The 26632-nt window shown below is 70.5% G+C and carries 27 protein-coding genes; 14 read left to right on the forward strand and 13 right to left on the reverse strand.

The features are described from left to right. Positions 1-7 precede the first annotated feature (7 nt). Positions 8-691 carry a hypothetical protein gene (locus tag AB0B57_RS05405; RefSeq protein WP_357065335.1) on the forward strand — a complete coding sequence of 228 codons (684 nt, stop codon included), beginning with the start codon at positions 8-10 and terminating at the stop codon, positions 689-691. Positions 692-758: 67 nt separating this feature from the next. On the opposite strand, the gene AB0B57_RS05410 is transcribed toward AB0B57_RS05405, so the two are convergent. Next, the gene (locus AB0B57_RS05410; protein ID WP_357065336.1) at positions 759-1256 is read right to left on the reverse strand and encodes a hypothetical protein; all 498 of its coding nucleotides are present in this window, start codon (positions 1254-1256) and stop codon (positions 759-761) included. A gap of 273 nt (positions 1257-1529) precedes the next feature. Here AB0B57_RS05410 and AB0B57_RS05415 point away from each other — a divergent pair, with 273 nt between their 5' ends. Both AB0B57_RS05415 and AB0B57_RS05420 read left to right on the forward strand, forming a co-directional pair. Continuing rightward, positions 1530-2177 (forward strand): M23 family metallopeptidase, encoded by a 648-nt coding sequence (locus AB0B57_RS05415; protein ID WP_357065338.1) that lies wholly within the window; start codon positions 1530-1532, stop codon positions 2175-2177. A 72-nt stretch (positions 2178-2249) separates the two neighbouring features. Further along, positions 2250-2480: a DUF2188 domain-containing protein gene (locus AB0B57_RS05420; RefSeq protein ID WP_354942245.1), complete on the forward strand. Its 231-nt coding sequence runs from the start codon at positions 2250-2252 to the stop codon at positions 2478-2480. 51 nt (positions 2481-2531) lie between these two features. On the opposite strand, the gene AB0B57_RS05425 is transcribed toward AB0B57_RS05420, so the two are convergent. From AB0B57_RS05425 to AB0B57_RS05440, 4 genes are all read right to left on the reverse strand, one after another. Next, the gene (locus AB0B57_RS05425) at positions 2532-3536 is read right to left on the reverse strand and encodes a hypothetical protein (protein WP_357065340.1); all 1005 of its coding nucleotides are present in this window, start codon (positions 3534-3536) and stop codon (positions 2532-2534) included. Between the two features lie 16 nt (positions 3537-3552). Beyond that, positions 3553-4101, reverse strand: coding sequence for a hypothetical protein (locus AB0B57_RS05430; RefSeq protein WP_357065342.1), 549 nt, complete (start codon positions 4099-4101; stop codon positions 3553-3555). A 119-nt stretch (positions 4102-4220) separates the two neighbouring features. Continuing rightward, positions 4221-5243 carry a DUF4331 family protein gene (locus AB0B57_RS05435; RefSeq protein WP_357065344.1) on the reverse strand — a complete coding sequence of 341 codons (1023 nt, stop codon included), beginning with the start codon at positions 5241-5243 and terminating at the stop codon, positions 4221-4223. 168 nt (positions 5244-5411) lie between these two features. Then, positions 5412-6656, reverse strand: coding sequence for a family 16 glycosylhydrolase (locus AB0B57_RS05440; RefSeq protein WP_357065346.1), 1245 nt, complete (start codon positions 6654-6656; stop codon positions 5412-5414). A 267-nt stretch (positions 6657-6923) separates the two neighbouring features. Between AB0B57_RS05440 and AB0B57_RS05445 the strand changes: the two genes are divergently transcribed. Continuing rightward, positions 6924-7322 carry a hypothetical protein gene (locus AB0B57_RS05445; protein WP_357065348.1) on the forward strand — a complete coding sequence of 133 codons (399 nt, stop codon included), beginning with the start codon at positions 6924-6926 and terminating at the stop codon, positions 7320-7322. Between the two features lie 2 nt (positions 7323-7324). Here the strand turns inward: AB0B57_RS05445 and AB0B57_RS05450 are convergent, their stop codons facing one another. The 3 genes from AB0B57_RS05450 to AB0B57_RS05460 form a co-directional block, all read right to left on the reverse strand. Next, positions 7325-8788, reverse strand: a complete 1464-nt coding sequence (locus AB0B57_RS05450; RefSeq protein ID WP_357065349.1) for an aminotransferase class V-fold PLP-dependent enzyme — start codon at positions 8786-8788, stop codon at positions 7325-7327. Beyond that, entirely contained in the window at positions 8778-10463 is a 1686-nt protein-coding gene (locus AB0B57_RS05455; RefSeq protein ID WP_357065351.1) for an ATP-binding cassette domain-containing protein, read from the reverse strand. Before AB0B57_RS05455 ends, AB0B57_RS05450 begins: the two co-directional genes overlap by 11 nt. Before the next feature lie 111 nt (positions 10464-10574). After that, entirely contained in the window at positions 10575-11195 is a 621-nt protein-coding gene (locus AB0B57_RS05460) for a TetR family transcriptional regulator (protein WP_357065353.1), read from the reverse strand. Between the two features lie 68 nt (positions 11196-11263). Here AB0B57_RS05460 and AB0B57_RS05465 point away from each other — a divergent pair, with 68 nt between their 5' ends. Further along, on the forward strand, positions 11264-11980 hold the full coding sequence (locus AB0B57_RS05465) for an SDR family oxidoreductase (protein ID WP_357065355.1): 717 nt from the start codon (positions 11264-11266) through the stop codon (positions 11978-11980). A 30-nt stretch (positions 11981-12010) separates the two neighbouring features. Next, a complete protein-coding gene (locus tag AB0B57_RS05470) occupies positions 12011-12241 on the forward strand; it encodes a 4-oxalocrotonate tautomerase family protein (RefSeq protein ID WP_357065356.1) in 231 nt (76 codons plus the stop codon). 68 nt (positions 12242-12309) lie between these two features. Here AB0B57_RS05470 and AB0B57_RS05475 read toward each other — a convergent pair whose 3' ends face one another. Together AB0B57_RS05475 and AB0B57_RS05480 are read right to left on the reverse strand one after the other, a co-directional pair. Then, the gene (locus AB0B57_RS05475; RefSeq protein WP_357065358.1) at positions 12310-13188 is read right to left on the reverse strand and encodes an alpha/beta fold hydrolase; all 879 of its coding nucleotides are present in this window, start codon (positions 13186-13188) and stop codon (positions 12310-12312) included. Beyond that, on the reverse strand, positions 13185-13769 hold the full coding sequence (locus AB0B57_RS05480; protein ID WP_357065359.1) for a WHG domain-containing protein: 585 nt from the start codon (positions 13767-13769) through the stop codon (positions 13185-13187). The genes AB0B57_RS05475 and AB0B57_RS05480 overlap by 4 nt, the downstream gene beginning before the upstream one ends. A gap of 113 nt (positions 13770-13882) precedes the next feature. Here AB0B57_RS05480 and AB0B57_RS05485 point away from each other — a divergent pair, with 113 nt between their 5' ends. From AB0B57_RS05485 to AB0B57_RS05520, 8 genes are all read left to right on the forward strand, one after another. Next, positions 13883-14497, forward strand: a complete 615-nt coding sequence (locus tag AB0B57_RS05485; RefSeq protein WP_357065361.1) for an alcohol dehydrogenase catalytic domain-containing protein — start codon at positions 13883-13885, stop codon at positions 14495-14497. A gap of 24 nt (positions 14498-14521) precedes the next feature. Further along, positions 14522-15058, forward strand: coding sequence for a hypothetical protein (locus AB0B57_RS05490; protein WP_357065363.1), 537 nt, complete (start codon positions 14522-14524; stop codon positions 15056-15058). 512 nt (positions 15059-15570) lie between these two features. Next, positions 15571-17118 (forward strand): multiple monosaccharide ABC transporter ATP-binding protein, encoded by a 1548-nt coding sequence (mmsA, locus tag AB0B57_RS05495; RefSeq protein ID WP_357065365.1) that lies wholly within the window; start codon positions 15571-15573, stop codon positions 17116-17118. After that, entirely contained in the window at positions 17115-18404 is a 1290-nt protein-coding gene (gene mmsB / locus AB0B57_RS05500; RefSeq protein WP_357065367.1) for a multiple monosaccharide ABC transporter permease, read from the forward strand. The genes mmsA and mmsB overlap by 4 nt, the downstream gene beginning before the upstream one ends. Positions 18405-18458: 54 nt before the next feature. Beyond that, the gene (locus AB0B57_RS05505) at positions 18459-19562 is read left to right on the forward strand and encodes a sugar-binding protein (protein WP_357065369.1); all 1104 of its coding nucleotides are present in this window, start codon (positions 18459-18461) and stop codon (positions 19560-19562) included. A gap of 169 nt (positions 19563-19731) precedes the next feature. Next, positions 19732-20931: an ROK family transcriptional regulator gene (locus AB0B57_RS05510; protein ID WP_357065596.1), complete on the forward strand. Its 1200-nt coding sequence runs from the start codon at positions 19732-19734 to the stop codon at positions 20929-20931. Positions 20932-21073: 142 nt separating this feature from the next. Continuing rightward, the gene (locus AB0B57_RS05515) at positions 21074-22045 is read left to right on the forward strand and encodes an ATP-binding cassette domain-containing protein (protein WP_357065370.1); all 972 of its coding nucleotides are present in this window, start codon (positions 21074-21076) and stop codon (positions 22043-22045) included. Further along, positions 22042-22872, forward strand: coding sequence for an ABC transporter permease (locus tag AB0B57_RS05520; RefSeq protein WP_357065372.1), 831 nt, complete (start codon positions 22042-22044; stop codon positions 22870-22872). Before AB0B57_RS05515 ends, AB0B57_RS05520 begins: the two co-directional genes overlap by 4 nt. A gap of 51 nt (positions 22873-22923) precedes the next feature. On the opposite strand, the gene AB0B57_RS05525 is transcribed toward AB0B57_RS05520, so the two are convergent. From AB0B57_RS05525 to AB0B57_RS05535, 3 genes are all read right to left on the reverse strand, one after another. After that, complete coding sequence (locus tag AB0B57_RS05525; RefSeq protein ID WP_357065374.1) at positions 22924-24534, reverse strand: hypothetical protein; 1611 nt, start codon at positions 24532-24534, stop codon at positions 22924-22926. Positions 24535-24720: 186 nt separating this feature from the next. After that, entirely contained in the window at positions 24721-25710 is a 990-nt protein-coding gene (locus tag AB0B57_RS05530) for a transporter (protein WP_357065376.1), read from the reverse strand. Continuing rightward, complete coding sequence (locus AB0B57_RS05535) at positions 25707-26597, reverse strand: ABC transporter ATP-binding protein (protein ID WP_357065377.1); 891 nt, start codon at positions 26595-26597, stop codon at positions 25707-25709. Before AB0B57_RS05535 ends, AB0B57_RS05530 begins: the two co-directional genes overlap by 4 nt. Positions 26598-26632 lie beyond the last annotated feature (35 nt).

Genomic DNA, 26632 nt, shown 5'->3' on the forward strand with positions numbered 1-26632 from the left:
GAGCATCATGCGAAGGATCCCTGTCCTGGCGACCGCACTGGCCGCCTGGGTGCTGGCCGGGCCGGCGGTCGCCCCGGCGCAGGCGGCGGCCCCAACGCCGAAGCCGTCCGCGTCGGCCTCGCCGCCCGGCCCGCTGCTCAGCATCACGGTGGACGACGGCCGGACCGAGGTCGCCGCCGGCGACGAGCTGACATACCGGCTCACCGTCCGCAATCTCGGCACCACCAAAGTGGCGGACATCAAGGTCTCGCAGAGCCTGCCGACCGGGTTGACCCTCGTCTCCGCCGACCGCGGCGGCAAGTCTCGGGACGGCGCGGTCACCTGGGACACCGACCTCACGGTGGGTCAGGAGTCCACCTTCACCACTGTGGCCCGGGTCGGTGAGACGCCAAAGGATCTTCTGCGACTCGCCACGGTTGCGTGTGCCACCGCCAAGGACGGCAAGAAGCCACTCGTCTGCGCGACCCACTCCGATCTGCTCCCGGCCGGCGCCGTCGCCCCGGCCGCCGAGCGCTCCGGCATGTCCTGGCTCTGGTCGGCAGGTGCGGTGGTGGCGCTGCTCATCGTCGGCCTGGGCGCGATCGTCCTGCTTCGCCACCGCCGACGCCGGGTTGCGCCCGCGCCCGCCCACTCGGCGTCCCGACCGACCGAGAGCACCGACCGAATGGCCGGCGCGGTCAGTCTGGATTGAGCGAGCCGCGAGCCGCGTTGACCGCCGAGAGGCGGTTGCCGAGCCGGCGCTTGTCGTACGGCGCCGATCAGCCGACCGAGTGGGTCACCGTTCCGGTGTAGACGCCTACCACCGTGGACGGAGACAGCTCAAAGATCAAGGTCGGGTTCCAGCTGGCCCTGTTCAGTCCGTCACCGGTGGTCCTGCTGAACGCCCTGGGTTCCGTGGCGAGTGGCACCGCCTCGGCCGCGGTGGGCTGACCCGGTACGAGGACGCCGGTGCCGACGTCCTGCGTAGCTGGTCCGGACCAGTAGTCGATCGTGCTGGCCGGGATCGTCTCTTCCGGCGTCCCGCCACCGGTGGTGAAGTCAGTCGCTGTCACGGTCGCCACCCAGGTCGCCGCGAGCTGTGCGCGATCGTCGACGACGGTGACCGTGCCGAGCTGACCGGAGATGCCCTCGTCGGGCGACCCGTGCCCGAGATCTGCGCTCGCCGGCACGATGATGGAGAGTTCACCGCCGGCGACGACGACGGTGGCCGTGACGTCGCCGGTGCTGTCGGCCCGGGCGGGCGTGGGACAAGCCACCAGGCATGCCGCTCCGATTGCCACGGTCAGTTCAAAGGGCCTGCGCATTGTTGTTCCCGTCATCACGTGCTAATTCGCTGCGTCTCCTTGTACCGAGCCTATCGGCCGTGATCCCTGCGCACTGCCAAAGTGGACATAGTGCAAACCCGCGAATGGTATTACCGCTGGAGCCGGCGCCTCTGCCGAGGACCTGGGCGACTCGGACGGCCGTCGCCGTGCCGGCGGGCAGACCGGGGGGCCGAGGTGTTGCCGGCATCTGCCATGCTCGGCTCGATGACGACCGGCCGCCCGCCCAGAACCCCTTCCCACCGCCGTCCTGGCAGCCGCGCCCTCCGCATCCTCCTCGCGCTCGTCGCGGTGGCGGCCGTCCTGGGCATCGCGGTGCTCGCGGTGCCGATGCTGCGACCGGCCGGCCCGCGCCCGCTCTTCCAGATGCCGGTCTCCTGTGGCGAGACGTGGCAGCTCAGCACCTACCCCGGTCACGACGACTACGACGTGGACTTCTTTCCGATCGAGGGCGAGGCGTGGGGGCGGCCGGTGCTCGCCTCCGCCGCCGGCACGGTCACGGTGGCGGGCATCAACGGGTCGTTGGGCGGCCGTACCCCGGAGAACCCGGACGGCCCACGGGGGCGCGGTGGCGGCTACTGGGTGAAGATCGACCACGGCGGCAAGTGGGAGACGCAGTACCTGCACATGCTCGAACCGCCGCTGGTCGCTGTCGGTCAGAAGGTCGCCCAGGGTGACCAGCTCGGGCGGCTCGGCAGCACCGGCAACTCCGGCGCGCCGCACCTGCACTACGAGCAGCGACGCGGCTGGGACAAGGTCGAGACGTACTTCGACGGCACGGCGTCGGGCATCACCACCGACGAACGTGAACAGATCCTCCGGCGGGTGAGCAACAACTGCTCGGCCGTCTCCTGAGGCCCGCGGTTTGCCCGGCCCGGCTCGGGGCACTGACTGGGGGGACAGTTCAGACGCGGAGAGGAGCCGGCCATGGCCAAGGGTGACGTCGACACGTACCACGAGGACGGGCAGTGGAAGAACAAGCCGGAGGGCCACGAGCGGGCCACCAGCACGCATGACGTGAAGGCCGACGCACAGGCCCAGGGCCGCGAGATGGCGGCCGACCGCGGCGTCGAGCACGTGATCAAGAAGCAGGACGGCACGATCGGGGAGAAGAACACCTACCCCCGCAGCCGCGACCCCCGGGACATCGAGGGCTGACAGCATCCCGCGGACTGACCTCCTCGGCCGCGCCGACGAGGTCAGTCCGCGTCAGCTCACGCGGTGACCAGGCGTGAACTGTGTCCGTCGTCGTCGAGCGAGATACCAGCCGACCAGCACGAGCAGCACCAGCAGCGCCGCGACGCCGATCGCGTAGGCGAGCCAGATCGGTCTCGGGGACTGGGCGAGTTCCATCGGTGCCGCAACGGGCAGGGTGATACGTCCCTCCGCCTTCCGTTCCACCAGCCCGCTGGCGAGAAACACCTGCACGTCCCAGACGCCTGCGGGCAGCGACTGATCGACCGCGATGCGGACCTTGCCGCTCTGGCCCGGCAGGATCGTCACGCCGTTGGTGACCTTGAACGGCCCGGCCTGGACCGCTCCCTTGCTCAACGTGAGACGTCCGGTCATGTCCAGCGCCCGTTCGCCGGTGTTGGTGACGATCGCGGTGACCACGGGGAACTCACCCATTCCTCGCTCGGCTGCCAGATCGCCGATCCGGAAGTCCGTCAGCGGCTCGCCGCCCGGACCGACGTCGAGGTAGACGCGGATACCCACTCGGTGTACCTGCACCACGTTGCCGTTCTGCTTCGACCCGCTGGTCACCTGCGCCCAGATGGCGGCGTACCGCTCGCCCTTGGACGCTGTCTTCGGAACGGCGATGTCCACCGCCACCGAGTCACGTTCGCCCGGGGCGAGCTCGACGGCGGCCGTCTTCAGTTTGATCCAGCCGCTGAGTTCGTTGCCGGTGCGGTCATCGGGCACCGTGAAGGCGGTGTTCACGACCGAGGCCGCGCCGGCGTAGAGCTCGATCTTCTGCGTCGCCGGAGAATCGTTGCGCACCTCGACCCGGCGGCTGATCGTCGCGCCTGGCTTGAGGTGGTCGATGATGTAGACCCGGGCGCGGGGATCTTCGGCCCGGGCGGCGGGGATGTCCAGCAATCGAAGATTGATCGCGGCGGGATCGTCCCCAGGTTCGTACCGCTGCTCCCGCGCGGCAACGGCTGGGGCCGCCGACGCCCCGACCGCTACGAGAGCGACCGAGGCCAGCAGCACCAGCCGGCCGAGCGGCTCAGACCACCGAATGTGTCACCGTCCCGGTGTAGACGCCCTCGACGGTTCCATCCGGAACGTTCACCTGCAGCGTGGGGTTCCAGCTCGCGAAGTTGTTGCCGGTGCCGCCCGTTTTGCTGAACGCCGTCCGGGGAACATTGATGATCACCGCCTGAGCTGCGGTCGGCTGCCCCGGCGTGAAGGTGCCGCCGCCGGCCGTCCCGGTCGCGTTACCCGACCAGTACAGGACGTTGATGGCCGGGATTGTCTCCCCGGAGGTGCCGCCGCCGGTGACGAAGTCGGTCGAGACGACGGTGGCGGTCCAGTTCGGGGTGAGCGATCCCCGTTGGTCCAGCACGGTGACCGGGCCCAGTTGGCCGGAGACGGTCGTGCCCTCCACGCCGTTTCCGATGTTCGCTGTCGCGGGCACCGTGATCGAGAGGCCACCGGCGGCGTTGACGGTGAGGCTCACGATCGTGTCGCCCGTCGTGTCCGCGGCGGCTGGCCCGGCGAGGGCGGCGGCAGCGGCGAAACCGGCTAGGCCGGCGGCGAGAAGTTTCCTGCGCATCGAGTCTCCTTCGTCCTGACATCCCCGTGGGATTGCACTGATGAGACTATCTGCGCAAACAACCGTATATCGGACTAAAGGGGTGTTTTCTCACCTGCGGGTAGCGCGCGGCTGCCTGGTCAGGCGGGGATCACGTACGGGAACCGTTCGGCGCGGGCCGATTTGGTCACCTCCGGGGTGAGCCCGGAGGTCGTGCCGGTGTTCAACACGAGGGAGAACATCACCTCTGGCGCGTTGTCGGCCAGGGTGCGCCCGTTGCGGACCGCGAAACCGAAGTTCGCTGCCGTGCCGACCTGGTAGGACAGCAGGTCGGGGTAGAGCTGCCGTGCGACGCTCCAGCCGTACGCCTGCGGGTCCGGTGCGGTGCCGTTCGCCTTGACCACCCCGGCGACCGCGTTCGCGATCTCCTCGCCGCCTTCGGTGAGGTCGTTGCCGGGGTGCCGGAAGTTGGCGGGGTCGGAGAAGTCGGTGTCGTGTGGCCAGAAGATCGGCCACATCATCGGGTGGCCGGCGCGGTTGATCTGGCGCCAACCGCCGGCGTCGGTGGCCAGCATGGTGCGACACCACACGCCGATCTCAGTGCCGTCGCGCAGCAGTGGCTCGTCATGGGAGACCTCAAGGACGATCGACTCGACTGTGGTGCCGGCGAAGCTGTTCTTGGCCTGGTCGACCCGCCACGCCGAGCGGTCCGCCCGCGAACCGTTCTTGACGGCGCCGTTGATGGTGGCGAGTTCGTCGAGGTCGACGTAGAAGGGGTCGGTGATCCGGCCGGCCCAGATCCGGACGTTGCCGCCGGTCGTCACCTCGCCGGTGCGCCCCTCGGCGACGGGGGTGCCCATCGCGGCGTCGTCGCGGGCGTCCGCTCCGCTGAGCTCGTACACCTGGAGGGCCTGCCGGGCGTCGCCGTCCGGCTCGCCGAAGGCGAACCGGTAGGTGAGGTCCTCCACCTCGGACCGGTTGATGTGAATCTTGATCTCGTAGCGCGCCTCGGCGTGGAAGCCGCGCTTGATGTCGGCCTTGGTCACCGAGCTGTTGACGTCCATGACGAACACGGTGGCGCGGTCACCGTTGAAGACGTACAGGTCGTCGATGTACAACTGGCCGCCCTGGGCGGCCAGGGGGGTATCGAGGTGGTGCGACATGAGCTCACTCCCGGAACTGCCGGATTATGGACTAGTCCGAACATAGTGGGCGTAAGTCACGCCCTCCGCTCATCGAGTCAATCCGGCTCGAGGAGGTGAGCGCCGGCCCGCACGGCGGTAGGCCGCCCGAGTTTCCCTCGGCCGGCCCACGCCTTCGCACTCGGCCGGTCAGACGCGGGACCACTTCTGGTTGGCGGCGCCCAGGCAGTCCCACAGGTGCAGCTTGCCGCCGTTGTTGGGGTTGGCGTCGCGTACGTCCACGCACCTGTTGGCATTGAGGTTGACCAGGTCGCCAGCGGCGTTGAGGGTGAAACGCTGCGCGGTGTTGCCGTTGCAGCTGACCAGGTTGACCTCGGTGCCGTTCGCGGTGCCGGCCCAGGCGGGGTCCATGCACTTGCCCATCGCGCGGACCGTCCCGTCGGAGGCGAAGGTCCAGGCCTGGGCGGCGGTGGTGTTGCAGTCCCAGATCTGCAACTTGGCGCCCTCGACCGGGTTGGCGCTGGGGATGTCGATGCAGCGCCCGCTCTGCGCACCCCTGATCCGGCTGGTGCCGGGCGCCGGGTCGCCGCCACCGGGGGTGTAGCTGGAGACCCGGACGTAGTCGACGAGCATCTGCTGCGGGAACTGCGTGGAGCCGTCCGGGTAGCCGGGCCAGTTACCGCCCACCGCCACGTTGAGGATCATGAAGAAGGGGTGGTCGAACACCCAGCGGCTGCCGCCGAGTCGCGCGGGATCGACCCGGTGGTACTGGACCCCGTCCAGGTACCAGGTGATCACGTTCGGTTCCCAGTCCACCCGGTAGGTGTGGAAGCCGTCGGCCAGCGGGGCCCCGATGGTGCGGCTGCCGGTGATGCCGCCACCGCCGGAGTAGCCGGGCCCGTGCACGGTGCCGTACACGGTGTTGGGCTCCCGGCCGATGTTCTCCATGATGTCGATCTCGCCGGCGTCGGGCCACCCGCCGCCGGTGCCGAGCATCCAGAACGCCGGCCAGATGCCCTGGCCGCGCGGAATCTTGATCCGGGCCTCGAACCGGCCGTAGGTCTGGGTGAAGGTGGCCGCCGAGAGCAGCCGCGCCGACGTGTACTCGCAGCGCCCGTAGTGGCACTGGTAGTTGGCGGGATTGTCCCGGCGGGCCGTGATGACCAGGTTGCCCTGGCCGTCGTGCACGGCGTTGCTGGTGCTGTTGGTGTAGTACTGCCGCTCGTTGTTGCCCCAACCGCTGCCGCCGATGTCGAAGCGCCACTTGTTCTGGTCGACGGGTGTGCCGGCCGGCGAGTTGAACTCGTCCTGCCAGCTGATCGGGCCGATGGCGGCCTCGGCGCGGTCGGGGTGCGCCGGGACGAGCGCACCGACTGTCGCGACCACGGCGGCCGCCAGGAGTACGAGGGGACGAGAGCGGAGGGTTGTGAACACGGGAGGCTCCTCGGCGGGGGAGTGGCGGAGGCTGCACGACGAGAGGACGGAGAGCGCTCTCCAGAGAGAAGCATGTCGATATGAGGGCTTTCTGTCAAGAGTGTTTCCAGTAGCTCGCAGCGTGGCCGGCTGTTACTCGACGGCTGTCGAATCGACACTTCCTATTGCCGTGGGACGTCCACCCGGGACAGGATGACGAGGCGTGCCGGAAACCTCCTCGTAACCCGCACGCTGCTGGTCTCTGTCACAAGGAAGTGGGAGTCAGTCATGAGCGACGCGTCGACGGCGCTGGGTGTGCGCCTCTACCCGGACCTGGTCGAGCGGGGTGGTCTGGCCCCCGCGCTCGTCGAAACCGGCACCCGACACGGGCTCGACCTGGGCCGGGTCACCGCCCCGGAGCAGGGGCGCGGCCGGTTCACCTGCGCCGAGCTGCACTCCGACCAGGGCGTGGTCTGCGTGACGCTGGGCTCGCAGGCCCGCTACTTCATGATCGACCTGCGGGTCTCGGGCGAGGTGCTGGCCCGTGGCGACGTGATGGACCTGCTGCAGGTCGCCAGGGTGGCCGCGGCCTGGCGGGCCGGGCTGACGGTCGCCGAGCTCACCGCCCAGTTCCCGTTCATGGAGGAGATCACGCACCGCCCGGCGCCCGTGGTCCAGGTCAGCTAGCGTCAGCAGCGCAGCCGGGGTGGCAGCGGCGTTTCGGCGCCGACACCGCGGTTGAGGTAGGTCGACTGGACGAAGGCGACGAAGCGTTCCGCGTCGGTCGCGGTGGATGCCAGTCCGAACGAGACACGGACCGCGCCGCCGGTCGGCAGGCGCAGCGCGGCGAGGTAGTCATCGATCGTGTCGACCCGCGCCAACAACCGCCGCCGCACCGACTCCCGGCTGATCCCGAACGCGCGCTCGCCCGCGCCCGGATTGCAGAAACAACCGGTACGCAGGGAAAACCCGGCTTCCGCCGACTCCCGCGCGACGAGCCGCTCGTCGACCAGGGTGCCGTCCGGGTCGCGGAGGTTGAACGTCACGGTGCCGCCGCGGCCCGCGCCCGTCGTCGGCCCGTACACCTGGACCAGGGGTTGGCCGCTGGCGTGCCGCAGCGTGGTCAGCCGCTCCAGCAGCCACTCGGTGAGCAGGCCGACCCGGGAGTGCACGAGGTCCACGCCGATCGAGCCCAGCCATCGCAGGCCGAACTCCACGTCCGGGATGCTCAGGAAGTTGAGGGTGCCGTCCTCGAACGCCGACTCGTCGTCCATCGACCGGTGCCAGTCGCCCTGCACGCTGACCGCGCGGATCGTGCCGCCGGCGAACCACGGCCGGCGCAGCCGGGCCAGCGCGTCGCGGCGGGCCAGCAACGCACCGACCCCGGTCGGGTAGCCGAAGAGCTTGTACCAGCTCAGACACACGAACTCCGGCCGGACGACGCTGAGGTCCAGCCGATTCGTCGGCGCGAAGGCGGCTGCGTCGAGCAACACGTCGTACCCGTGCTGGTGGGCCAACTCCACCCAGCCCAGCGGGTGCTGCACACCGGAGAAGTTGCTCTGCGCCGGATAGGCGAACAGCCCTCGCCGACCCCGACGCCACCGCCGGCCCAGCCCACCACGGCCGGAATCGAGCACGGTGACCAGGTCCGAATCGGCGACCCGCAACTCCGGCCCACTCAGCGGTACGTAGCGCACGGGCGCGCCGGCCGTGCGAGCGTACTCGCGGATGCCGTTCACCGAGTTGTGATTGTCCCAGGTCAGCACGAGCGGAGCGGCGTGGCCGAAGTCGTACGCCTCGCCCACCAGCCGACACGCGCCTGTCGCGTTCGGGGTGAAGACGACCGTGTACTCGGACGGGTCCGCGCGGAAGAAGTCGAGCACGGCGCGTCGTGCCGACTCCACCAGGGACCCGGCCGCCGTGCTCGTGGGACTCTCCGAGTGCGGGTTGCCGTACAGGCCGGCGAGCAGCCGATCGTGGTGTTCGCGTACCTGGGCGTGTGCGGCGACCCCGGCCCCGGCGTAGTCGAGGTACACCTGCCCGGCGGTGTCCAGGTGCCGGTATTCGGTGGCGCGCAGTTCGTCGAGCCGGCCGGTGGCGGCGTAACCCGACAGCGCGGTGGGGGAGGCGTGCGGGATCGGCTCAGGAGGCACGACGGGAGTCCCGTCGGGCCAGCACCGCCCAGGCGGCGCCGAGGAAGAGCACCGTGAAACCGCCGAGCACCAGCCAGTTCACCCACACCGGCCGGGAGAAGCTGTCGCCGTAGGTGGCCAGCAGCGGCGGGCCGAGCGGTGAGCCACCGTCGCGCCAGAGTCGTTCCACCCCGGCGGTGTGCCCCAGGCCCTCGAACGCCCAGCGGTTCGACATCGCGAAGCTGAGCCACTGACCGCCGACCGCCATGGCCGGCACCGGCAGGATCGCGCCGACGAAGAGCACCTGTGGAAAGCAGAGCATCGGCAGCAGGAGCGTCGCCTGGGCCGCGTCGGAGACCGCCGCGGAGCACAGCAGGCCGAGGGTGAGCGCCGCCGCCGAGGAGAGCAGCAGGGTCACGTACAGGGCCGCGAAGGCGGTGCCGTCGACCGGCGGCAGCCGGTCGATCCCCCGCAACACCCCGAGCAGGGCCAGGTCCACCAGGGCCAGCAGCGGCAGCAGCACCGCGACCTTCCCCATCAGGTACGGCAGCAGCCGGACCCCGGCCAGCCGCTCCCGGCGCAGGATCGGTAGCTCGGTGCAGATCTGGAGCAACCCGTAGGTCAGCCCGAAGAAGAAGCCGCCGAACGCGATCCAGAACAGGATCATCACGGTCACGGTCGGGCTCGGCCGGGTCGGCTCGAACGCCCCGGGCCGGAACAGCAGTGCGAACATGCCGAGCACCAGCAACGGCGAGCCGAGCAGGATCGCCAGGGTCAGCCGGTTGCGGACGACGATCTCCGCGTTGCGGGCGGTGAGCACGGCCCACTGGCGCAGCCGGCCGACCCGCCGAGGTGGTGGCGTCGCGTGGTCACCGCCGCCGATCGCGGGGGCCGGCGGGCCGACCTCGCGGTACGCGGCGAAGCGGTCGGGCCACTCGGCCGGGTGCGCCGCCTCGTCGAGCCGCGGGTGCACCTCGACGAGGGACCGCAAATCGAAGAACTCCCGGGCGGCGGCGGGCGTGCCGGCGAACGCCAGACGGCCGTGTCGGGTCAGCACGACGACCTGGTCGCAGTGGTCCACGTCGGTGATCTGGTGGGTGGTGAGCACGACTGTGGTCCCCGTGTCGGCAAGCGTGCGCAGGACCCGGAGCGTCTCCACGGCGATCGCCGGGTCCAATCCGGAGGTGGGCTCGTCGAGGAAGAACACGCCGGGCCGGGCGAGGAGCTCGACGGCGATGCTGGCGCGTTTGCGCTCGCCACCGCTGAGCAGGCCCACCGGCACGGCGGCCCGTTCGGTGAGGCGCAGTTCGGCGAGCACCTGCGCGACTCGGCGGGTCGCCTCGGCCGGCGCGGTGCCGGGTGCCAGGCGCAGCCGGGCGGCGTGGCGCAGGGTGCGGGCCAGGGGCAACTCCCGGTGGATGATGTCGTCCTGCGGGACGAAACCGATCGCGCCCGCCGTGGCCGTGCCGTCGAACGTCACGGTGCCCGCCGTCGGCCGTCGTACCCCGGCCAGCAACTCCAACAGGGTGGTCTTGCCGGCGCCGCTGGCGCCGATGATCGCGACCAGTTGGCCCGGTGCGATGGCCAGCGAGATGTCGTCCAGGATCTGTCGACCACCTCGGACACGCTGGCCCAGGCCACTGGCGGCGATGCCGACGCCGGTACGCGGCGGAGAGCTGGTCTGCTCGGTCGTCATGTCGGGTGCCCGATCCGGTCGGTGGTGGTCCGCCTGAACATCGTGCCCCGCCGATGCTACTGAGCGGGCGCGCGGTGCGCCCGAAGTGGACGGTCGAGGACCGTCGTCCGTTCAGCCGGTGGTGGTCCGCGCCTGCGCCGGCACCTGGAGAAGATCAAGGCAGTTGCGCCACAGCATGTCCAGCTGGGTCGGATCGTTGAGCAACTTCGCGAGCAGGACCCGCCCCTCGATCTGCGCGACGATCGATCGGGCGGCTTCCCGGCTGTCGACCGCGGCGCCGGCCAGGCCGCGGTCCTTCGCCTCGATGACGACCTGCTCGATGAGGCTGATCTGTTCCTCGAAGATCTCCTGGAGCCGACCGCGGATCTCCTCGGCCTGGTTGCTGAGTTCGAGGGCGAGGTTGCCAAACAGGCAACCGGCAACCACGCCGGCCTTCTGCTGACCGACGCTCTGGACTTCCTCGGCGGCCTCGAACAGGTCCCGAAGCCGCTGTAGCGGGTCGCGCTCGCCGCCGAGCAACTGCTCCCACTGGCGGCGCTGGGTGACCCAGTGCTCGTCGATGACGGTGCGGGCGAGCGCCTGCTTGGACTCGAAGAAGTAGTAGAAGCTGCCCTTCGGCACGCCCGCCGTCGCGCAGATCTCGGCCACCCCGAGCGCCGTGTAGCCGCGCTGCTCGATCAGCGCGGCGGCCGCGTCGAGGATCTTGTTCCGCGCGTCACTGGTCCGTCCCATGCTTTGACGATACACGACCGGTCGGCTAGCTTTTAGTCGACCAGTCGTCTAGTGAAGGTGATTTCCTCATGAGCAGCAGTCAGGGACAGCAGGTAGTCGTGATCACCGGTGCCTCCCAGGGCATCGGCGCCGACCTCGTGGACGCCTACCGCAAGCTCGGGTATGGCGTCGTGGCGACGTCACGCTCGATCGGCGCGTCTGACGACCCGGAGGTCGTCACGGTTCGGGGTGACATCGCCGAGGCCGACACCGCAGAGCGGGTGGTACGCGCTGCTCTGGACCGGTTCGGGCGAATCGACACCCTGGTGAACAACGCCGGCGTCTTCGTCGCGAAGCCGTTCACCGACTACACCGACGAGGAGTTCGACCTGGTCACCCGGGTCAACCTCGCCGGGTTCTTCCACCTGACCCGACGCGTCCTGCCGCACCTGCTGGCCGGGGGATCGGGGCACATCGTCAGCATCACGACCAGCTTCGTCGACCAGCCCAGTTCGCACGTTCCGTCGGCGCTCGCGTCCCTGACCAAGGGCGGCCTCAGCTCGGCCACCAAGTCCCTGGCCATCGAGTACGCGGCTCGCGGCGTACGGGTCAACGCCGTCGCGCCCGGCATCATCAAGACCCCGATGCACCCGGTGGAGACGCACCAGACGCTCGCGGGCCTGCACCCGGTCGGCCGGATGGGCGAGACCAGCGACGTGGTCGACGCCGTTCTCTACCTGGAGTCCGCTCCTTTCGTCACCGGGGAGATCCTGCACGTCGACGGCGGCCAGAACGCCGGTCACTGACGCCACCCACACCTTAGAAGGGAGCACACGATGCCGATCGTGACCATCCAGATCACCCGCGAGGGCAGCACCGCGGGCGCGTCCGCCGCGACCGCCGAGGAGAAGGCCGCCCTCATCAGGGGCGTGAGCGAGTTGCTGCGCGACGTCCTGAACAAGCCGCTGACGTCGACCTTCGTGGTGATCGACGAGGTCGACACCGAGAACTGGGGTCGCGGCGGCCTCCCGGTCGAACAGTTCCGCCAGCAGCAGGCGACCGGGTAGGCCGAGGGCGCCCGCCGACGTGACGGGCAGGATCCGTACCGGTGGTGAGGGATCCTGCCCCGGCGGCATCAGCGGGCGGCGGTCGCCGTCCCGGTGGGGTCGCCGGAACTCGGCGGAGCCGCCGATGCCTCGGCGAAGAACTGTCGCAGGGCGTCGGCGACCAGGGTGGGTGCCGTCATGGTCACGAAGTGCGACTGACCCGTCCAGACGAGGTGGCGCGCCGGCCGGATCGCCGTCGCCAGGGCGTTCATCATGGTGGGCATGGGCTCCCACGTGTCGGCGCCGGCCAACAGCAGGGTCGGCACGGTGATCGAGGACCAGCGGGCGATGTCCGTGCTGTCCCCGGCGAGGGCCTCGAGATCGTGCAGCCAGCCGATCGCGGCGCGCCGCGCCTCGACCGGGTCGGGGGTCCGGTCGCCCGCCCCGGCGGCGAGCGCGGCGACGATCTCCGCCGGCACCCGTGTCACCTCGTGCAACGCCGCCGCCATCGCGGGGGCGTCGTCGCGTTCGAAGGCGGCACGGTATCGGTCCAGCAGGGGTGCGATCTCCGGCCCGGCCGCGAAGAGCGGAGGCTCGAAGACGGCCAGCGAGCGGATGTCGCGCGGATCGGCCGAGGCGGTGTGCAACGCCAGGGTCGCTCCGTAGGAGGCTCCGACGACGTGGACCCTCCGGCCGGTCCGCTGGCGGGCCGCCTCGATGACGGCGAGCAGGTCGGCGGTCTCGACCGCGAACGACTTGGTGCCGGGCGGGACGTCACTGGGCCCGTATCCGCGGCGGGCCGGCATCCACACCTCGTGGTCGGGGGCGAGCTGGTCGGCGACGGCGGCCCAGGAGTGCAACCCGCCACCCGAGCCGTGCACGAGGACGACGGGGTCGCCGGCACCCAGGCGCCGGAGCGCCAGGCGCGTCCCGTCGGAGGACTCGACGTGCTGATCGTGGCTGTTCACTGTCGCTCCCGCGGGTTGGTCGGCCAGTTGCTCAGAGTGGTGTGGACCGCGTCGAGGATCGAGTGCCACGACGCGTCGACACCACGGGGATGCCCGAAACCGTCGACGTTTTCGAGGCTCGCGAAGCCGTGCAGGGTGCTGCGGACGAATCGCATCGCGTCGGTCAGCGCCGGCTCGTCGAGCCCGTAGCCACGCAGCATCGCGTAGCTCAGCTCGATCAGGCGCAGGTGCCCGGCCGACCTCGTGCCCACCTCGGGCGGTAACGGGAGCTGCGTCGCCGCGTACTGCCCCGGGTGCGCCAGGGCGAACGCGCGCCAGGCGTCGGCGAACGCGACGAGAGCCTGGTGGCCCGCCCGCCCGGCCACGGCGAGCGCGAGCTGGTCGGCGAACGCGGCCGCCGCCCGGACCGCGACGTGCTCGATCAACGCGTCGCGACTGCGGACGTGCACGTACAACGCGGCGTCCGAGACGCCGAAGTGTCGGGCGACGGCCGCGACGGTCAGCCGGGACAGGCCGACCGCGTCCGCCAGCTCGGCGGCGGCGGCGGAGACGCGCGCGCTGGTCAGACCCTGCCGTGGCATACCGAACCTTTGCCTCGCTAGGAACGAACTTAGGAGACCTAAGATAGCACCGCCGCATGAACGGCCCCGCCTGGGGAAGACCGGCTCCTTCACCGCCGAACAGGAGACCCGGGATGCGAGCCGTCGTCTACGCCGACGTCCGGACCGTCGCGGTGCGGGAGGTGCCCGACGCGACGCTGGAGGCGGAGACCGACGCGCTGGTGCGGATCACCTCCACCGCGCTGTGCGGCACCGACCTGCACATGTACGACGGACGGACCGGCGCCGACCCCGGGCTGGTGCTCGGCCACGAACCGCTGGGCGTGGTGCAGGAGGTGGGTCGGGCGGTGCAGACCGTCCGGCCGGGCACCCGGGTGGTGATCCCCACGCACCTCTTCTGCGGGACGTGTGTGATGTGTGCCCGAGGGCTCTCGGCGGCCTGTCTGCGGGCGCGGGCCCAGGGGCCGGGCGCGGCGTACGGCTACGCCGGGATGGGGACCTACCGCGGCGCCCAGGCCGACCTGCTGCGCGTGCCGTGGGCCGACGCCAACTGCGTACCGGTGCCCGGCGAGCCGGGGGACGGGCACGAGGACGACTTCGTGCTGCTGGCCGACGCGTTCGTCACGGGGTGGCACGCCGCCACCCTCGCCGGGGTCGAGCCCGGTGACACGGTGGCCGTCTTCGGTGCCGGCACCATCGGCCTGCTCGGTGCCTACTCGGCGCTGCTCCGCGGTGCCCGGGTCGTCTAATGCGTCGACGGTGTCGAGGCTCGGTTGGAGAAGGCCGGTGAGATCGGTGCCGTGCCGATCGACTTCCGTCGCGGGGATCCGGTCGAGCAGATCCGCGCCGACCGGGCCCGGGTCGGGCTGCCGCTCGGCGAGGAGAAGCTGGGCGGAGTCGACAAGGTGATCGACGCGGTCGGGTTCCAGGCCCGCGACCGGGAGCGGCCCGACCGGGAACGCCCGGACCAGGTCATCGCCGACGCCGCCCGGCTGGTCAATCCGGCCGGCGCGATCGCGGTCGCGGGCGTCTACCCGGAGCAGGACCTGCGTCCCGGACCTGGCGCGGACGCTCGCGAGGATCTCGTGGCACCGTGGGGGACGTTGTTCAGCAAGGGCGTCGCCGTCCGGTTCGGCCGCACCCACGACCGCCGCTACACCGTGCTGCTGCGTGACCTGGTCGTCGCCGGTCGCGCCCGGCCCAGCGTCGTCGTGACGCACCACGGCACCCTGGCCGACGCGCCGGAGTTGTACCGCAGCTTCGACCGCCGGGAGCACGGGGTGATCAAGGCGGTGCTGCACCCGAGCTGACGGGCCCGATCCGCCCTTAAGGGACGTTAAGCCGCGGATCTCTCTCCTGGTGGCGGGCGTGACGAGGTGATCATCGTCGATCCGGCCCGCAGATGGAGGCGTGGCTCACACCGTCGACCGAGGGCCGCTCCGGTGTCCCGCAGGCGGTGCCCGCGTCGCGGTCCCATCAAGATCACTCGATGACGCCGATCGTGCGGTCGGGCGCCACTCGGCGGGCCCGTCGCGGATCGTGCCTGGTGGCGGGGCCTGCCGACGGCTCCGGTGCCGATCATCGCGGCGCCGGCCATTTGACAACGTTGCCACAAGCAGGCGAAGGTGCCGGGAGGGGCTGCGGGTGCGGCTGTGACAGGCGAAGACTGGGTAACGTCGATATTGCCGGATTGTTACATTTTCAACAGTCCCTCGCCTTGCGGATGGCCCTCCGGCCGCAATACGTTGCCGTCAACAACAAAACCAAGTGAAGGTTCAACCTTCCGGAGGCAACCGATGACGTTGGCGAGGTGGTACGAGCGATGAGCAGCGTGCCGATCCTCCTTGAGATGCGCTCCATCACCAAGGAGTTCCCCGGAGTCAAGGCCCTCTCCGACGTCAACCTGGTGGTTCGCGCCGGCGAGATCCATGCCATCTGCGGCGAGAACGGTGCGGGCAAGTCCACGCTGATGAAGGTCCTCAGCGGGGTCTATCCGCACGGCAGCTATGACGGCCAGATCGTCTACCAGGGGTCGGAGAGCAAGTTCTCCGACATCCGGGCCAGCGAGAACGCCGGAATTGTGATCATCCACCAGGAGCTGGCGCTCATCCCGGGCATGTCGATCGCCGAGAACATCTTCCTCGGCAACGAGCCGCGCAAGCGGGGCGCGATCGACTGGAAGGCCGCGAACCGGATGGCACTGGACCTGATGGCCCGGGTCGGCCTCCAGGAGGACCCGGACACCCTGATCAAGGACATCGGGGTCGGCAAGCAGCAGCTCGTGGAGATCGCCAAGGCGTTCGCCAAGGACGTGAAGCTGCTCATCCTGGACGAGCCGACGGCCGCCCTGAACGAGGCGGACTCGCGGCACCTGCTGGACCTGCTGCGCGGGTTCCGCTCCCGGGGCATCACCTCGATCATGATCTCGCACAAGCTGAACGAGATCGAGGCGATCGCCGACCAGATCACCATCCTGCGCGACGGCCGGACCGTGGAGACCCTCGACGTCAAGGCGGACGGGGTCGACGAGGACCGGATCGTGCGGGGGATGGTCGGCCGTGAGCTGAGCAGTCGGTTCCCGGACCACACCCCGAAGATCGGCGACGTCTTCTTCGAGGTCCGCAACTGGAACGTCCGGCACCCGATCTCCGCCGACCGGCAGGTCTGCAAGAACGAGAGCTTCGTGGTGCGCCGCGGCGAGATCGTCGGCTTCGCTGGTCTCATGGGCGCGGGCCGCACGGAACTCGCGATGAGCATCTTCGGCCGCTCCTACGGGGTGTTCGAGTCGGGCACGATCATCAAGGACGGCAAGGAGATCGTCCTGAAGTCGGTCGCGGACGCGATCGACAACGGGCTCGCGTACGTCAGCGAGGACCGCAAGGCGATCGGCCTCAACCTGCTCGACGACATCAAGACGTCGACGGTGGCCGCCAAGCTGTCCAAGATCTCGCACCACGGCGTCCTGGACGAGGTCGAGGAGTACCAGGCGGCCGAGGCGTACCGCAAGGAGTTGCGGACCAAGGCCCCGACGGTCGACGAGAGCGTCTCCAAGCTCTCCGGCGGCAACCAGCAGAAGGTCGTCCTGGCCAAGTGGATGTTCACCGACCCGGACCTGCTGATCCTCGACGAGCCGACGCGCGGCATCGACGTGGGCGCCAAGTACGAGATCTACGGCATCATCCAGCGGCTCGCCGACCAGGGGAAGGGCGTCATCGTCATCTCCTCGGAGCTGCCTGAGCTGATCGGGCTCTGCGACCGCATCTACACCGTGTTCGAAGGCGCCATTACGGGCGAGATCGCTCGGGCGGACGCCACCCCGGAAAACCTCATGAAGCAGATGACCTCGACGAAGAAGTTGGCCTCCCGATGAGCCGTATCAAGGACCTTCAGAAGAATCTGTTTGGAGGTACGACCTCCAACGCGCGCCAGTTCGGGATGATCTTCACCCTGGTGGCGATCGTCCTGATCTTCCAGATCTGGACCAACGGGCTGACGCTGCGCTCGGACAACCTGATCGCGCTGTTCCAGCAGAACTCGTACATCCTGATCCTGGCCATCGGCATGCTCATGGTGATCGTCGCCGGGCACATCGACCTGTCGGTCGGCTCGGTCGCGGCCTTCACCGGCATCCTGGTCGCCAAGTCGATGACCGAGTGGGACCTGCCGTGGCCCGCCGCCATCGTGTTCGGTCTCGCCATCGGCGCGGTGATCGGCGCCTGGCAGGGGTTCTGGGTGGCCTACATCGGGGTGCCGGCGTTCATCGTCACCCTGGCCGGCATGCTGCTCTTCCGCGGCGGCAACCAGTTCATCGGCAACGCGCAGAGCATTCCGGTGCCGGAGGGCTTCCGGGACATCGGCTCCGGGTTCCTGCCCGAGTTCGGCCCGAACACCGGCTACAACAACGCGACGTTGTTGCTCGGCCTGGCCGCCGCGGTGGCCGTGGTGTGGCGCGAGCTGCAGGCCCGGAAGACCCGTCGGGCCATGGACGCCGACCCGGCGCCCATGTGGATCTCGGTCCTGCGAATGGCCGTCATGGTCGGCGTGATCGCCTTCGCGGCGCTGCGCTTCGCCAGCGGTCGGGTGGGCACCAGCTTCCCGATCTCCGGCATCATCCTGCTGGTGCTGGTGATCGCCTACTCCTTCTACACCCGCAACACGGCCGGCGGCCGGCACATCTACGCGGTGGGCGGCAACTCCCGGGCGGCCGAACTGTCCGGCGTGAAGCTCAAGCGGGTCAACTTCTTCGTCATGATGAACATGTCCGTCCTGGCCGCGCTGGCCGGCATGATCTTCGTGGCCCGTTCGGCGGCCTCCGGCCCGCAGGACGGCAACGGCTGGGAGTTGGACGCCATCGCCGCGGTCTTCATTGGTGGCGCTGCCGTCGCCGGCGGTATCGGCACCATCAGCGGGTCGATCGTCGGTGGTCTCGTCATGGCCGTGCTCAACAACGGCCTCCAGCTCGAAGGTGTGGGCACCGACAAGGTCCAGATCATCAAGGGCCTGGTCCTGCTGCTGGCCGTCGCGGTCGACGTCTACAACAAGAGCCAGGGGCGCTTCTCCATCATCGGGAGCCTGATGCGGCCGTTCCGCCGCGACGACTCCGCCTCACCGCCGGACGCGGAGCGCGAGCCCGCCAAGGCAGCGGTGTCCGGCTGACGGCCACCGACCCCTCACCACCCTGTTACACATCCAGAAAGGCAAGTCCTCACCATGCGTAAATTCTTCGGCACGTCGGTGGTCGCCATCAGCGCCGCCGCCATGCTGGCCCTCGCTGGCTGCGGCTCCGGCCGCGACGGCGACTCCGGCAGCTCCGGTGGCGAGGCCAAGGGCTTCGCGGCGAACTCCCTGATCGGTGTCGCCCTGCCGGCCAAGACCTCCGAGAACTGGGTTCTCGCCGGTGACCTGTTCACCAACGGTCTCAAGGAGGCCGGCTTCCAGGGTGACGTGCAGTACGCCGGCGCGTCGACCACGGTCGCCGACCAGCAGGCCCAGATCACCGCCATGGTGACCAAGGGCGCCAAGGTCATCGTCATCGGCGCGACCGACGCCGCGCAGCTGTCGACCCAGGTCGCCGCGGCGCACCAGGCCGGCGTGAAGGTCATCGCGTACGACCGCCTGATCAAGAACACCCCGGACCTCGACTACTACGTCGCGTTCGACAACTTCAAGGTCGGCCAGCTCCAGGGCCAGGCCCTGCTGGACGGCATGAAGGCCAAGAAGCCGAACGGCCCGTACAACATCGAGCTCTTCTCCGGCTCGCCGGACGACAACAACGCCGGTGTCTTCTTCGACGGCGCGATGAGCGTGCTCAAGCCGGAGATCGACAAGGGCAACGTCGTCGTCGCCTCGGGTCAGAAGGACGTCAAGCAGACCGCCATCCAGGGCTGGAAGGCCGAGGGTGCGCAGGCCCGCATGGACCAGCTGCTGACCTCGACCTACGGCACCAAGCCGCTCGACGGCGTCCTCTCCCCGAACGACACGCTGGCCCGCGCCATCCTGACCTCGGTCAAGGGCGCTGGCAAGCCGACCCCGATCGTCACCGGCCAGGACTCCGAGGTCGAGTCGGTCAAGTCGATCGTCAAGGGCGAGCAGTACATGACGATCAACAAGGACACCCGCAACCTGGTGAAGGAGACCATCAACATGGTCAAGGCTCTCCAGGCCGGTAACGCCCCGCAGGTGAACGACACCAAGTCCTACAACAACGGCAGCAAGGTCGTCGACACGTACCTGCTCCCGCCGGTCGCCGTCACCAAGGCGAACGCGGCTGAGGCGTACGCCAACGACCCGAAGCTCGCGCCGCTCACCAAGTAATCACCGCACGGTAGGCAGCAACGCCGATGGGTCCCGGGTCTCCTCTACCGGGACCCATCGTCGTCCTCGCGCCCCCGCGCCAACCGGCTTCGACCCGGAAGGAGGTCTGACCGTGGCGACACCCGTCCGGGCCAGGCCAGCCGGCGTCGGCCGCACCACCGAATCCCCGCTGCCGTCGGTCCCCGGCGCCAGCCAGGAGGAGATCCGGCGGCAGAACCTCGGCGCCGTGCTGCGCTACGTCCACCTGCACGGGCCGACGTCCCGCGCCGAGTTGACCAGCCGGCTCGGCCTCAACCGAAGCACCATCGGCGCCCTCGCGGCCGACCTGGTCGCCAGCGGCCTGGTCACCGAGGAGGCACCGACCACCGCCCGCCGCGCCGGCCGCCCGTCACTGGTGGTCAGTCCCCGCTCCGACCGGGTGTACGCCCACGCGTTGAGCATCGACGCGGACCGGCTACGTGCCGCCCGGGTCGGCCTCGGTGGGCAGATCCTCGACCGGCGGGAGATCTCGCGACCCAGCGGCATGTCGGCCATCGACGCCGTCGGGCCCCTCGCCGGCCTGGTCCGGGACATGGAACGGTCCGTGGCCACCGACGCGCTGCTGGTCGGCGGCGCCGCCGCGGTCACCGACACCACCCGCGACCCGGACGGCCGGATCCGGGTCGCCAGCCTCGACGAGACCCTCGCCGTCGCACTGGAGGCGGAGTTCACGGGAGCACCCGGCTTCGTGGCCGGTGACCTGGCCGACATCGCCGGGCTGGCCGAGCACGTCCGGGGCGTGGCGGTGGGCATCGACGACGTCATCTACCTGCACGGCGACCTCGGCATCAGCGCCGGCATCATCGTCGGTGGCCGACTGGTGATCGGCCACCGTGGTCACAGCGGCAAGGTCGGCCACATGGTCGTCAACCCGAACGGTCTGCCCTGCGGCTGCGGCTCACGTGGCTGCTGGGAGACCGAGATCTCCGAAGCCGCGCTGCTGCGGCACGCGGGCCGTGACCCGAGCGACCGCGGTGCGGTGGCCGAGGTCGTGCGCGCGGCGGCGGACGGCGACCGAACTGCCCGCGCCGCGGTCGAGCAGGTCGCCGAGTGGCTCGGCTTCGGGGTGGCCAACCTGGTCAACGTGGTCAACCCGGACGCGGTGGTGTTCGGCGGGTCGCTGCGCGACATCTTCACCGCCGGGGCGGACGTCGTCCGCGGGCGGTTGGACACCATGCCCCTGCCCGCCTCCCGCGAGCACCTGCGGCTGCGCGCGGCGGCACTCGGCCGCGACGCCGTCCTGATCGGCGCCGCCGAGTTGGCCTTCGACAAACTCCTTGCCGACCCGCTGAACGTCGGCGTGGCCGGCCAGGTCGGGACCACCGAGTAGCGAGACCCTCCGCCGAGCGCCCGCCCCGGGTCTTCGGCCAACCCTCGTCGACACATCGATCCCGTATCTCCTACCGTATGTTGTACGGTAGCCTCCGTCGATCGCCCGCGGAAGGGTTGATCGCCTGCGGAAGGGGAGCACTGTGCCGACAAGAGGTGACGCGATAGTGGCCCAGGGGCTGCGTAAGCGGTATCGGGACCGCTACGCGCTGGACGGCTTCGACCTGCGGGTGCGGCCGGGGACGGTGTGCGGCCTGCTCGGCCCGAACGGGGCCGGCAAGACCACCTCGGTACGCATCCTGTCCACCCTGCTGCGCCTGGACGAGGGTCGTGCCGAGGTCGCCGGGTTCGACGTGACGCGCCAGCCCGACCAGGTGCGCTACCGCATCGGGCTGGTGGGTCAGCATCCCGCGCTCGACGAGGCGCTGAGCGGCCGGCAGAATCTGGTGCTCTTCGGCCGGCTGTTCCACCTGGGTCGCCGCCGCGCCCGGCAGCGAGCGGTCGAGCTGCTGGACCGCTTCGGTCTCGCCGACGCGGCCGAGCAGCCGGTCCGCACGTACTCGGGGGGTATGCGCCGCCGGCTCGACCTGGCGGCCGGCATGATCCTGGCACCCGACGTCCTCTTTCTCGACGAGCCCACCACCGGACTGGACCCGCGTGGGCGCAACGAGGTGTGGCAGACGGTCCGGGAGTTGGTGCGCACCGGCACCACCGTGCTGCTGACCACCCAGCACCTGGACGAGGCCGACCAACTCGGCGACCGGATCTCGGTGGTCGAGGCCGGCCGGGTGATCGCCGAGGGCACCCCCGACGACCTCAAGACCCGGCTCGGTGGCGACCGGATCGAGGTGGTCGTCGCCGCCCCGACCGACCTCGCCGTCGCCGTCGCCCAGGTACGCCGGGTCGCCGGCGACGAACCGACTGTCGACGCGGACCGGCGGATGGTGAGCGTCCGGGTCGGCCACCGGGCCGGCGCGCTCGTCGACGTGCTGCGGGCGCTGGACGCCGTGCACGTCCCGGTGGCGGACGTCGCGCTGCGTCGCCCCACCCTGGACGACGTCTTCCTGCACCTCACCGGGCAGCGGACCCGCACCACTGAGGAGGTGGCCGCATGAGCGTGGCCAGCACGCCCGTCCCGGCGGTGGACCTGACGCCCGGCCGGCCCGCCCTCGTGGCCGACAGCGCCACGCTGATCTGGCGTGGCCTGGCCCGGTGGCGACGCGATCCCGGCCCGCTGGTCGCCGCACTCGGCTTCAACATCCTGATCGTGCTGATGTTCGCCTACCTGTTCGGTGGCGCGTTGCAGGTGCCCGGCGGCGGCAGCTACCGAGAATTCCTGCTGCCCGGCATGTACGTGATGACAATGGTCTTCGGCATCAGCCTCACCACGATCGCCGTCGCCGAGGACCTGGAGCGTGGGGTGACCGACCGGCTCCGGTCGATGCCCGTCGCACCGCTGGCCCCGCTGGCGGCCCGGGCCGTGGCCGACATGCTGTTCGCCCTGGTCACCCTCGCGGTGCTGCTGCTGACCGGTCTCGCCGTCGGGTGGCGGGCGCACGGCGGGGCCGGTGCCACACTGGCGGCGGTGGGGCTGATCCTGCTGCTGCGCTTCGCCCTGATCTGGGTCGGCATCTTCCTCGGGCTGGTCACCCGCGGGCAGACGGCCGTGGTGGCCGTGCAGACCCTGGAGTTTCCGCTCGGCTTCCTGTCCAACGCGTTCGTCGCACCGTCCACCATGCCCGCGTGGCTCGGCGCGGTGGCCGCCTGGAACCCGCTGTCGGCGACCGTCGGCGCCACCCGCGAGTTGTTCGGCAACCCCGGCTGGGGTGGTGACTCCTGGGCGGCGCAGCACTACCCCTGGCTGGCGGTGCTCTGGCCGGTCGTCCTGGTCGCGGTCTTCCTGCCGCTCTCGGTCGCCCGCTACCGGCGACTGGCCGGCTGACCCGCCCGACCGATGCGCCCCCGGTGGTCGACCCACCGGGGGCGCGGTCGGTCAGCCCGCCGGCCGCAACACCCGGCCGGGGCCGGCGGCGTTGTCGGCGACGGCCTGGCTGCGCTGTGTCCCGGTGACGCAGACGTCGTCGCCGAGGAACGCCTCGCGCCACACGTACCCGGCGACGCAGGTGTGCGGGCCGTACGGGCCACTGACCCAGCGGCTCGTGGCGACCGCGTTGTCCGCCAGCACCTGGGAGCGGGTCGTACCGCTGACGCAGACGTAGTCGGACTGGTCGGCGTCACGCCAGACGTACCCGCTGACGCAGGTGTTCGGGCCGGACACCAGGCGGGCCGGATTACGCCGGGACGGGGCGGCGGCGTTGTCCGCGGCGGCCTGGCTGCGCTGCGCCCCGGTGACGCAGACGTCGTCCCCGGCGTACGCCTCGCGCCACACGTACCCGGCGACGCAGGTGTGCGGGCCGTACGGGCCGTTCACCCAGCGGCTCGCGGCGGCGGCGTTGTCCGCCCACACCTGGCTGCGGGTGGCACCTGTGACACAGACGAGGTCGCCGGCACGGGCCTCGCGCCAGACGTACCCCTGCAGGCAGCGGTTGACCACGTCGGTGGTCACCGTCACCGAGGCGGCGTTGCCGGAGAGCCAGTTCACGGCGATCTGCACACCGTTGGCGTTGAGCGACTGGGCCGGGCCGCCGCCGGGCCCGGTGCGCAGCAGGGTGGGGGTGCCGTTGCGGACCTCGTGCAGCAGCACGGTGTCGGCGGGGATGCCGGCGCTCCAGCCGGTCTTGCGGCGGAACTCGACGGTGTAGTAGCGGAACAGGTCGGCCGGGTCGAACGGGATCCGGATCAACTGCGTGCCGCTCGCGGCGGGCACCTCCAGCGGGGCCAGCGTGACGGTGCGCGAACCGACCCCGTCGGCGGCCATGGTGAGGATCCGGTTCTTCGGCAGCCAGCCCAACTCGTCGCGGTGCGGCCCGTTGAGCCCGACCGCGCTCGTGCCGTAGTTCGCGGTGGTGAACGCGTAGATGTTCATCGCGCTCATCTCGTCCCACGGGTCGTCGTACTCGCCCGGTTGGGACCAGGGCGCGTTCTGGTACGTCGTGTCGTTGGAGAACGAGTGGCCCAGGTTGTAGCCGTGCAGCATCTCGTGCGCGGCGAAGCCGACGTTCCAGGCACCCGGGTCGAGCAGCACCCGGCCGCCGGCCGCGCCGGAATCCACCCAGTCGTTGAGCATGACCGCGATCCGGTTGCCGGCGGGCACCGCGTAGCCGGCGGTCGCCGCGGTGTCCACGCAGCGCTGGATCCGGGTCCACCTGTCGATCGACTGGAACTGCGCCAACGTGTACGGCATCGGGTACCAGCCCCGCACCACCGAGCCGGCCAGCGACACCCGCCCGCCGGACTGGTCGGCGAGGTAGTCCGCCACGCCGCCGGTGCCGACCCCGGCCGCGGTGAGGAAGTTGGCGAAGTGCGACGGCGGTTGTGGCTCCGCCGGCTTGTCGCTGAACTTGCACAGCAGCACCGACCAGGCGGTGGCGTTGCGGATCGGGCTGGCCGACGCCGCCGAGGGCGACAACACCACCGCGCCCAGCACGGCGCAGCCGAGCGCCACGGCCGACGCGGCGACCCGACGGAGGATTCTGGACTTCACGCGCGCTCCCATCCCTGTGGCCCGGCCAACCCGGGCCCGGAGTCCACATCGGAGCACCGAGGGTGAGTGGATCGGCACGTTGAGTCGCGTAGGCGACGGGCCGGAATCCGACTGCGCGGAGCGTCGACGGCCTGCCGGACGGGTGATCGCCGAGCCCCGTGGCCCCGGCGATCACCCGTCGAGCGGCTACGCGATCCGACGCACCCGGCGGATGGCGAGGTAGAGCAGGAGCACGGCCAGGGCGACGAAGATGCCGGTCTCGATCCCCTGGAACAGCCAGAACCGGTCCGCCGGCTGGTACAGCTGCCAGTTGTACGCGCCCGGCTCAAGCCCCAGCTCGGCACCGCAGACCCGATCGTCCGGCCCCTTGCCGCCCGGCGGACACTGGATCCGGCCGCCCTCCGCGATCATCGTCCCGTCGGGGTTCCGGACGCCCTGGGTGAGGATCCAGTCCCCCCGGCTGATCTCCGGTGGGCCTTCCCCCTCGATCGGGAACGTCTGGGTCCGGGCCGGCTGGTAGTGCCGTCGGGCCAGCAGCTCCACCGCCGCCCGGACGCCGATGTAGCCGGCGAGGGTGATGCCCATGGCGGGCAGCATCCGCTTCCAGACGGTGCCGGCGAAGATGCCGAGCGCCACGGCGAACAGGGTGTACCCGATCGGGACGATCCCCTGCAGGTCGAAGACGATCATGCCGAACCGGCCCTCGTGCGCGGCCTTGGTGAGCGGGTCGACCCACCAGGACATGCCCAACCCGTAGACCGTCGCGAGGGCCAGGACGGCCGCGCCCACCAGACCGAACTTCACCAGGGCCCAGCGGGTCCGGCCGACGCCCTGGGTCCAGACGAACCGGTGCGTGCCGTGCTCCACCTCGCGGGCGACCAGCGGCGCGCCCCAGAAGAGGCCGACAAGGGCCGGCAGGGTGATCAGCAGTACGGCCACCAGACTGAGGCTGCCGTACTGGTTGCCGAAACGCCGATAGCCCGCGTCGCACGTCTCCCGGGTCGCCTGCGCCACGTCGGCGCGGGCGAGCTGGCTGGCGCAGTCGGTCAGCCCGAGGTCGCTGAAGGTGTTCCGCATGGCCAGGCCGATGGGCACCAGCAGGGCGGCGAGCGCCACGAGCCCCAGCAGGGTGTAGAGCGCCTGCTTGCGGTGTTGCCGCCAGGTCAGCCAGATCATGCTGCCACTCCCCACTCGCTGTGCCGGGTCTGCGTGGTGCCGTCGGCCAGGTAGGCCAGCACGACGTCCTCCAGGCTGACCTCGCGGACCGTCCAGGCCGGGTCGGTGACCGGGCCGTCGGTGCGGACCAGCAGCGTGGACTGCCGGTCGGTGTGGCTGGCCCGGACCACGGCGGCGACGCCCCCGATGACGCCGCCGTCGTGCCGGGGGCCGATCAGTTGCCGGTGTTCGGCGACCAGGTCGTCGACCGTGCCGGTGAGCTGCACCTGGGCGGAGTTGAGCACGATCAGGTAGTCGCAGACGCGTTCCAGGTCGGCCAGCAGGTGCGAGGAGAGCAGGACTGTGGTGCCGGACTCGGCGACGCTGCCCATCAGCGACTGGAGGAACTCCCGTCGGGCCAGGGGGTCGAGGCTGGCGACCGGTTCGTCGAGCAGCAGCACCCGGGGCTGCTTGGCCAGCGCGAGGGCGAGCGCGACCTGGGCCCGTTGGCCGCCGGAGAGCTTGCCGACCGGACGGTCCGGGGGGATGCCGAGCTGCGCCAGTCGCTGGCGGGCCAGCATGGCGTCCCACCGCCTGTTCAGCTTGCCACCGGCGATGACCAGCTCGGCGGCGGTGAAGTCCCGGTACAGCGGGGTGTCCTGGGCGACGAACCCGATGTCGGCCAGGCCCTCCGTGTCGCCGTACGGGGATCTGCCGAACACCCGCACCTCGCCCGCGTCGGGCTTGAGCAACCCGACGGCCAGGTGCAGGAGCGTGCTCTTGCCCGCACCGTTCGGCCCGACCAGTGCGGCGATCCGGCCGGCCGGCAGGTGCAGCGAGCAGTCCCGCAACGCCCAGGTGCTGCCGTACCGCTTGCCCAGCCGGTCGGCCTCCAAGACCATGTCCATCCTCTGTTCCTCTCGATCCGCCTGCGTCCGCCGCC

Source organism: Micromonospora sp. NPDC049101, from assembly GCF_040648675.1.
Lineage (GTDB): Bacteria > Actinomycetota > Actinomycetes > Mycobacteriales > Micromonosporaceae > Micromonospora.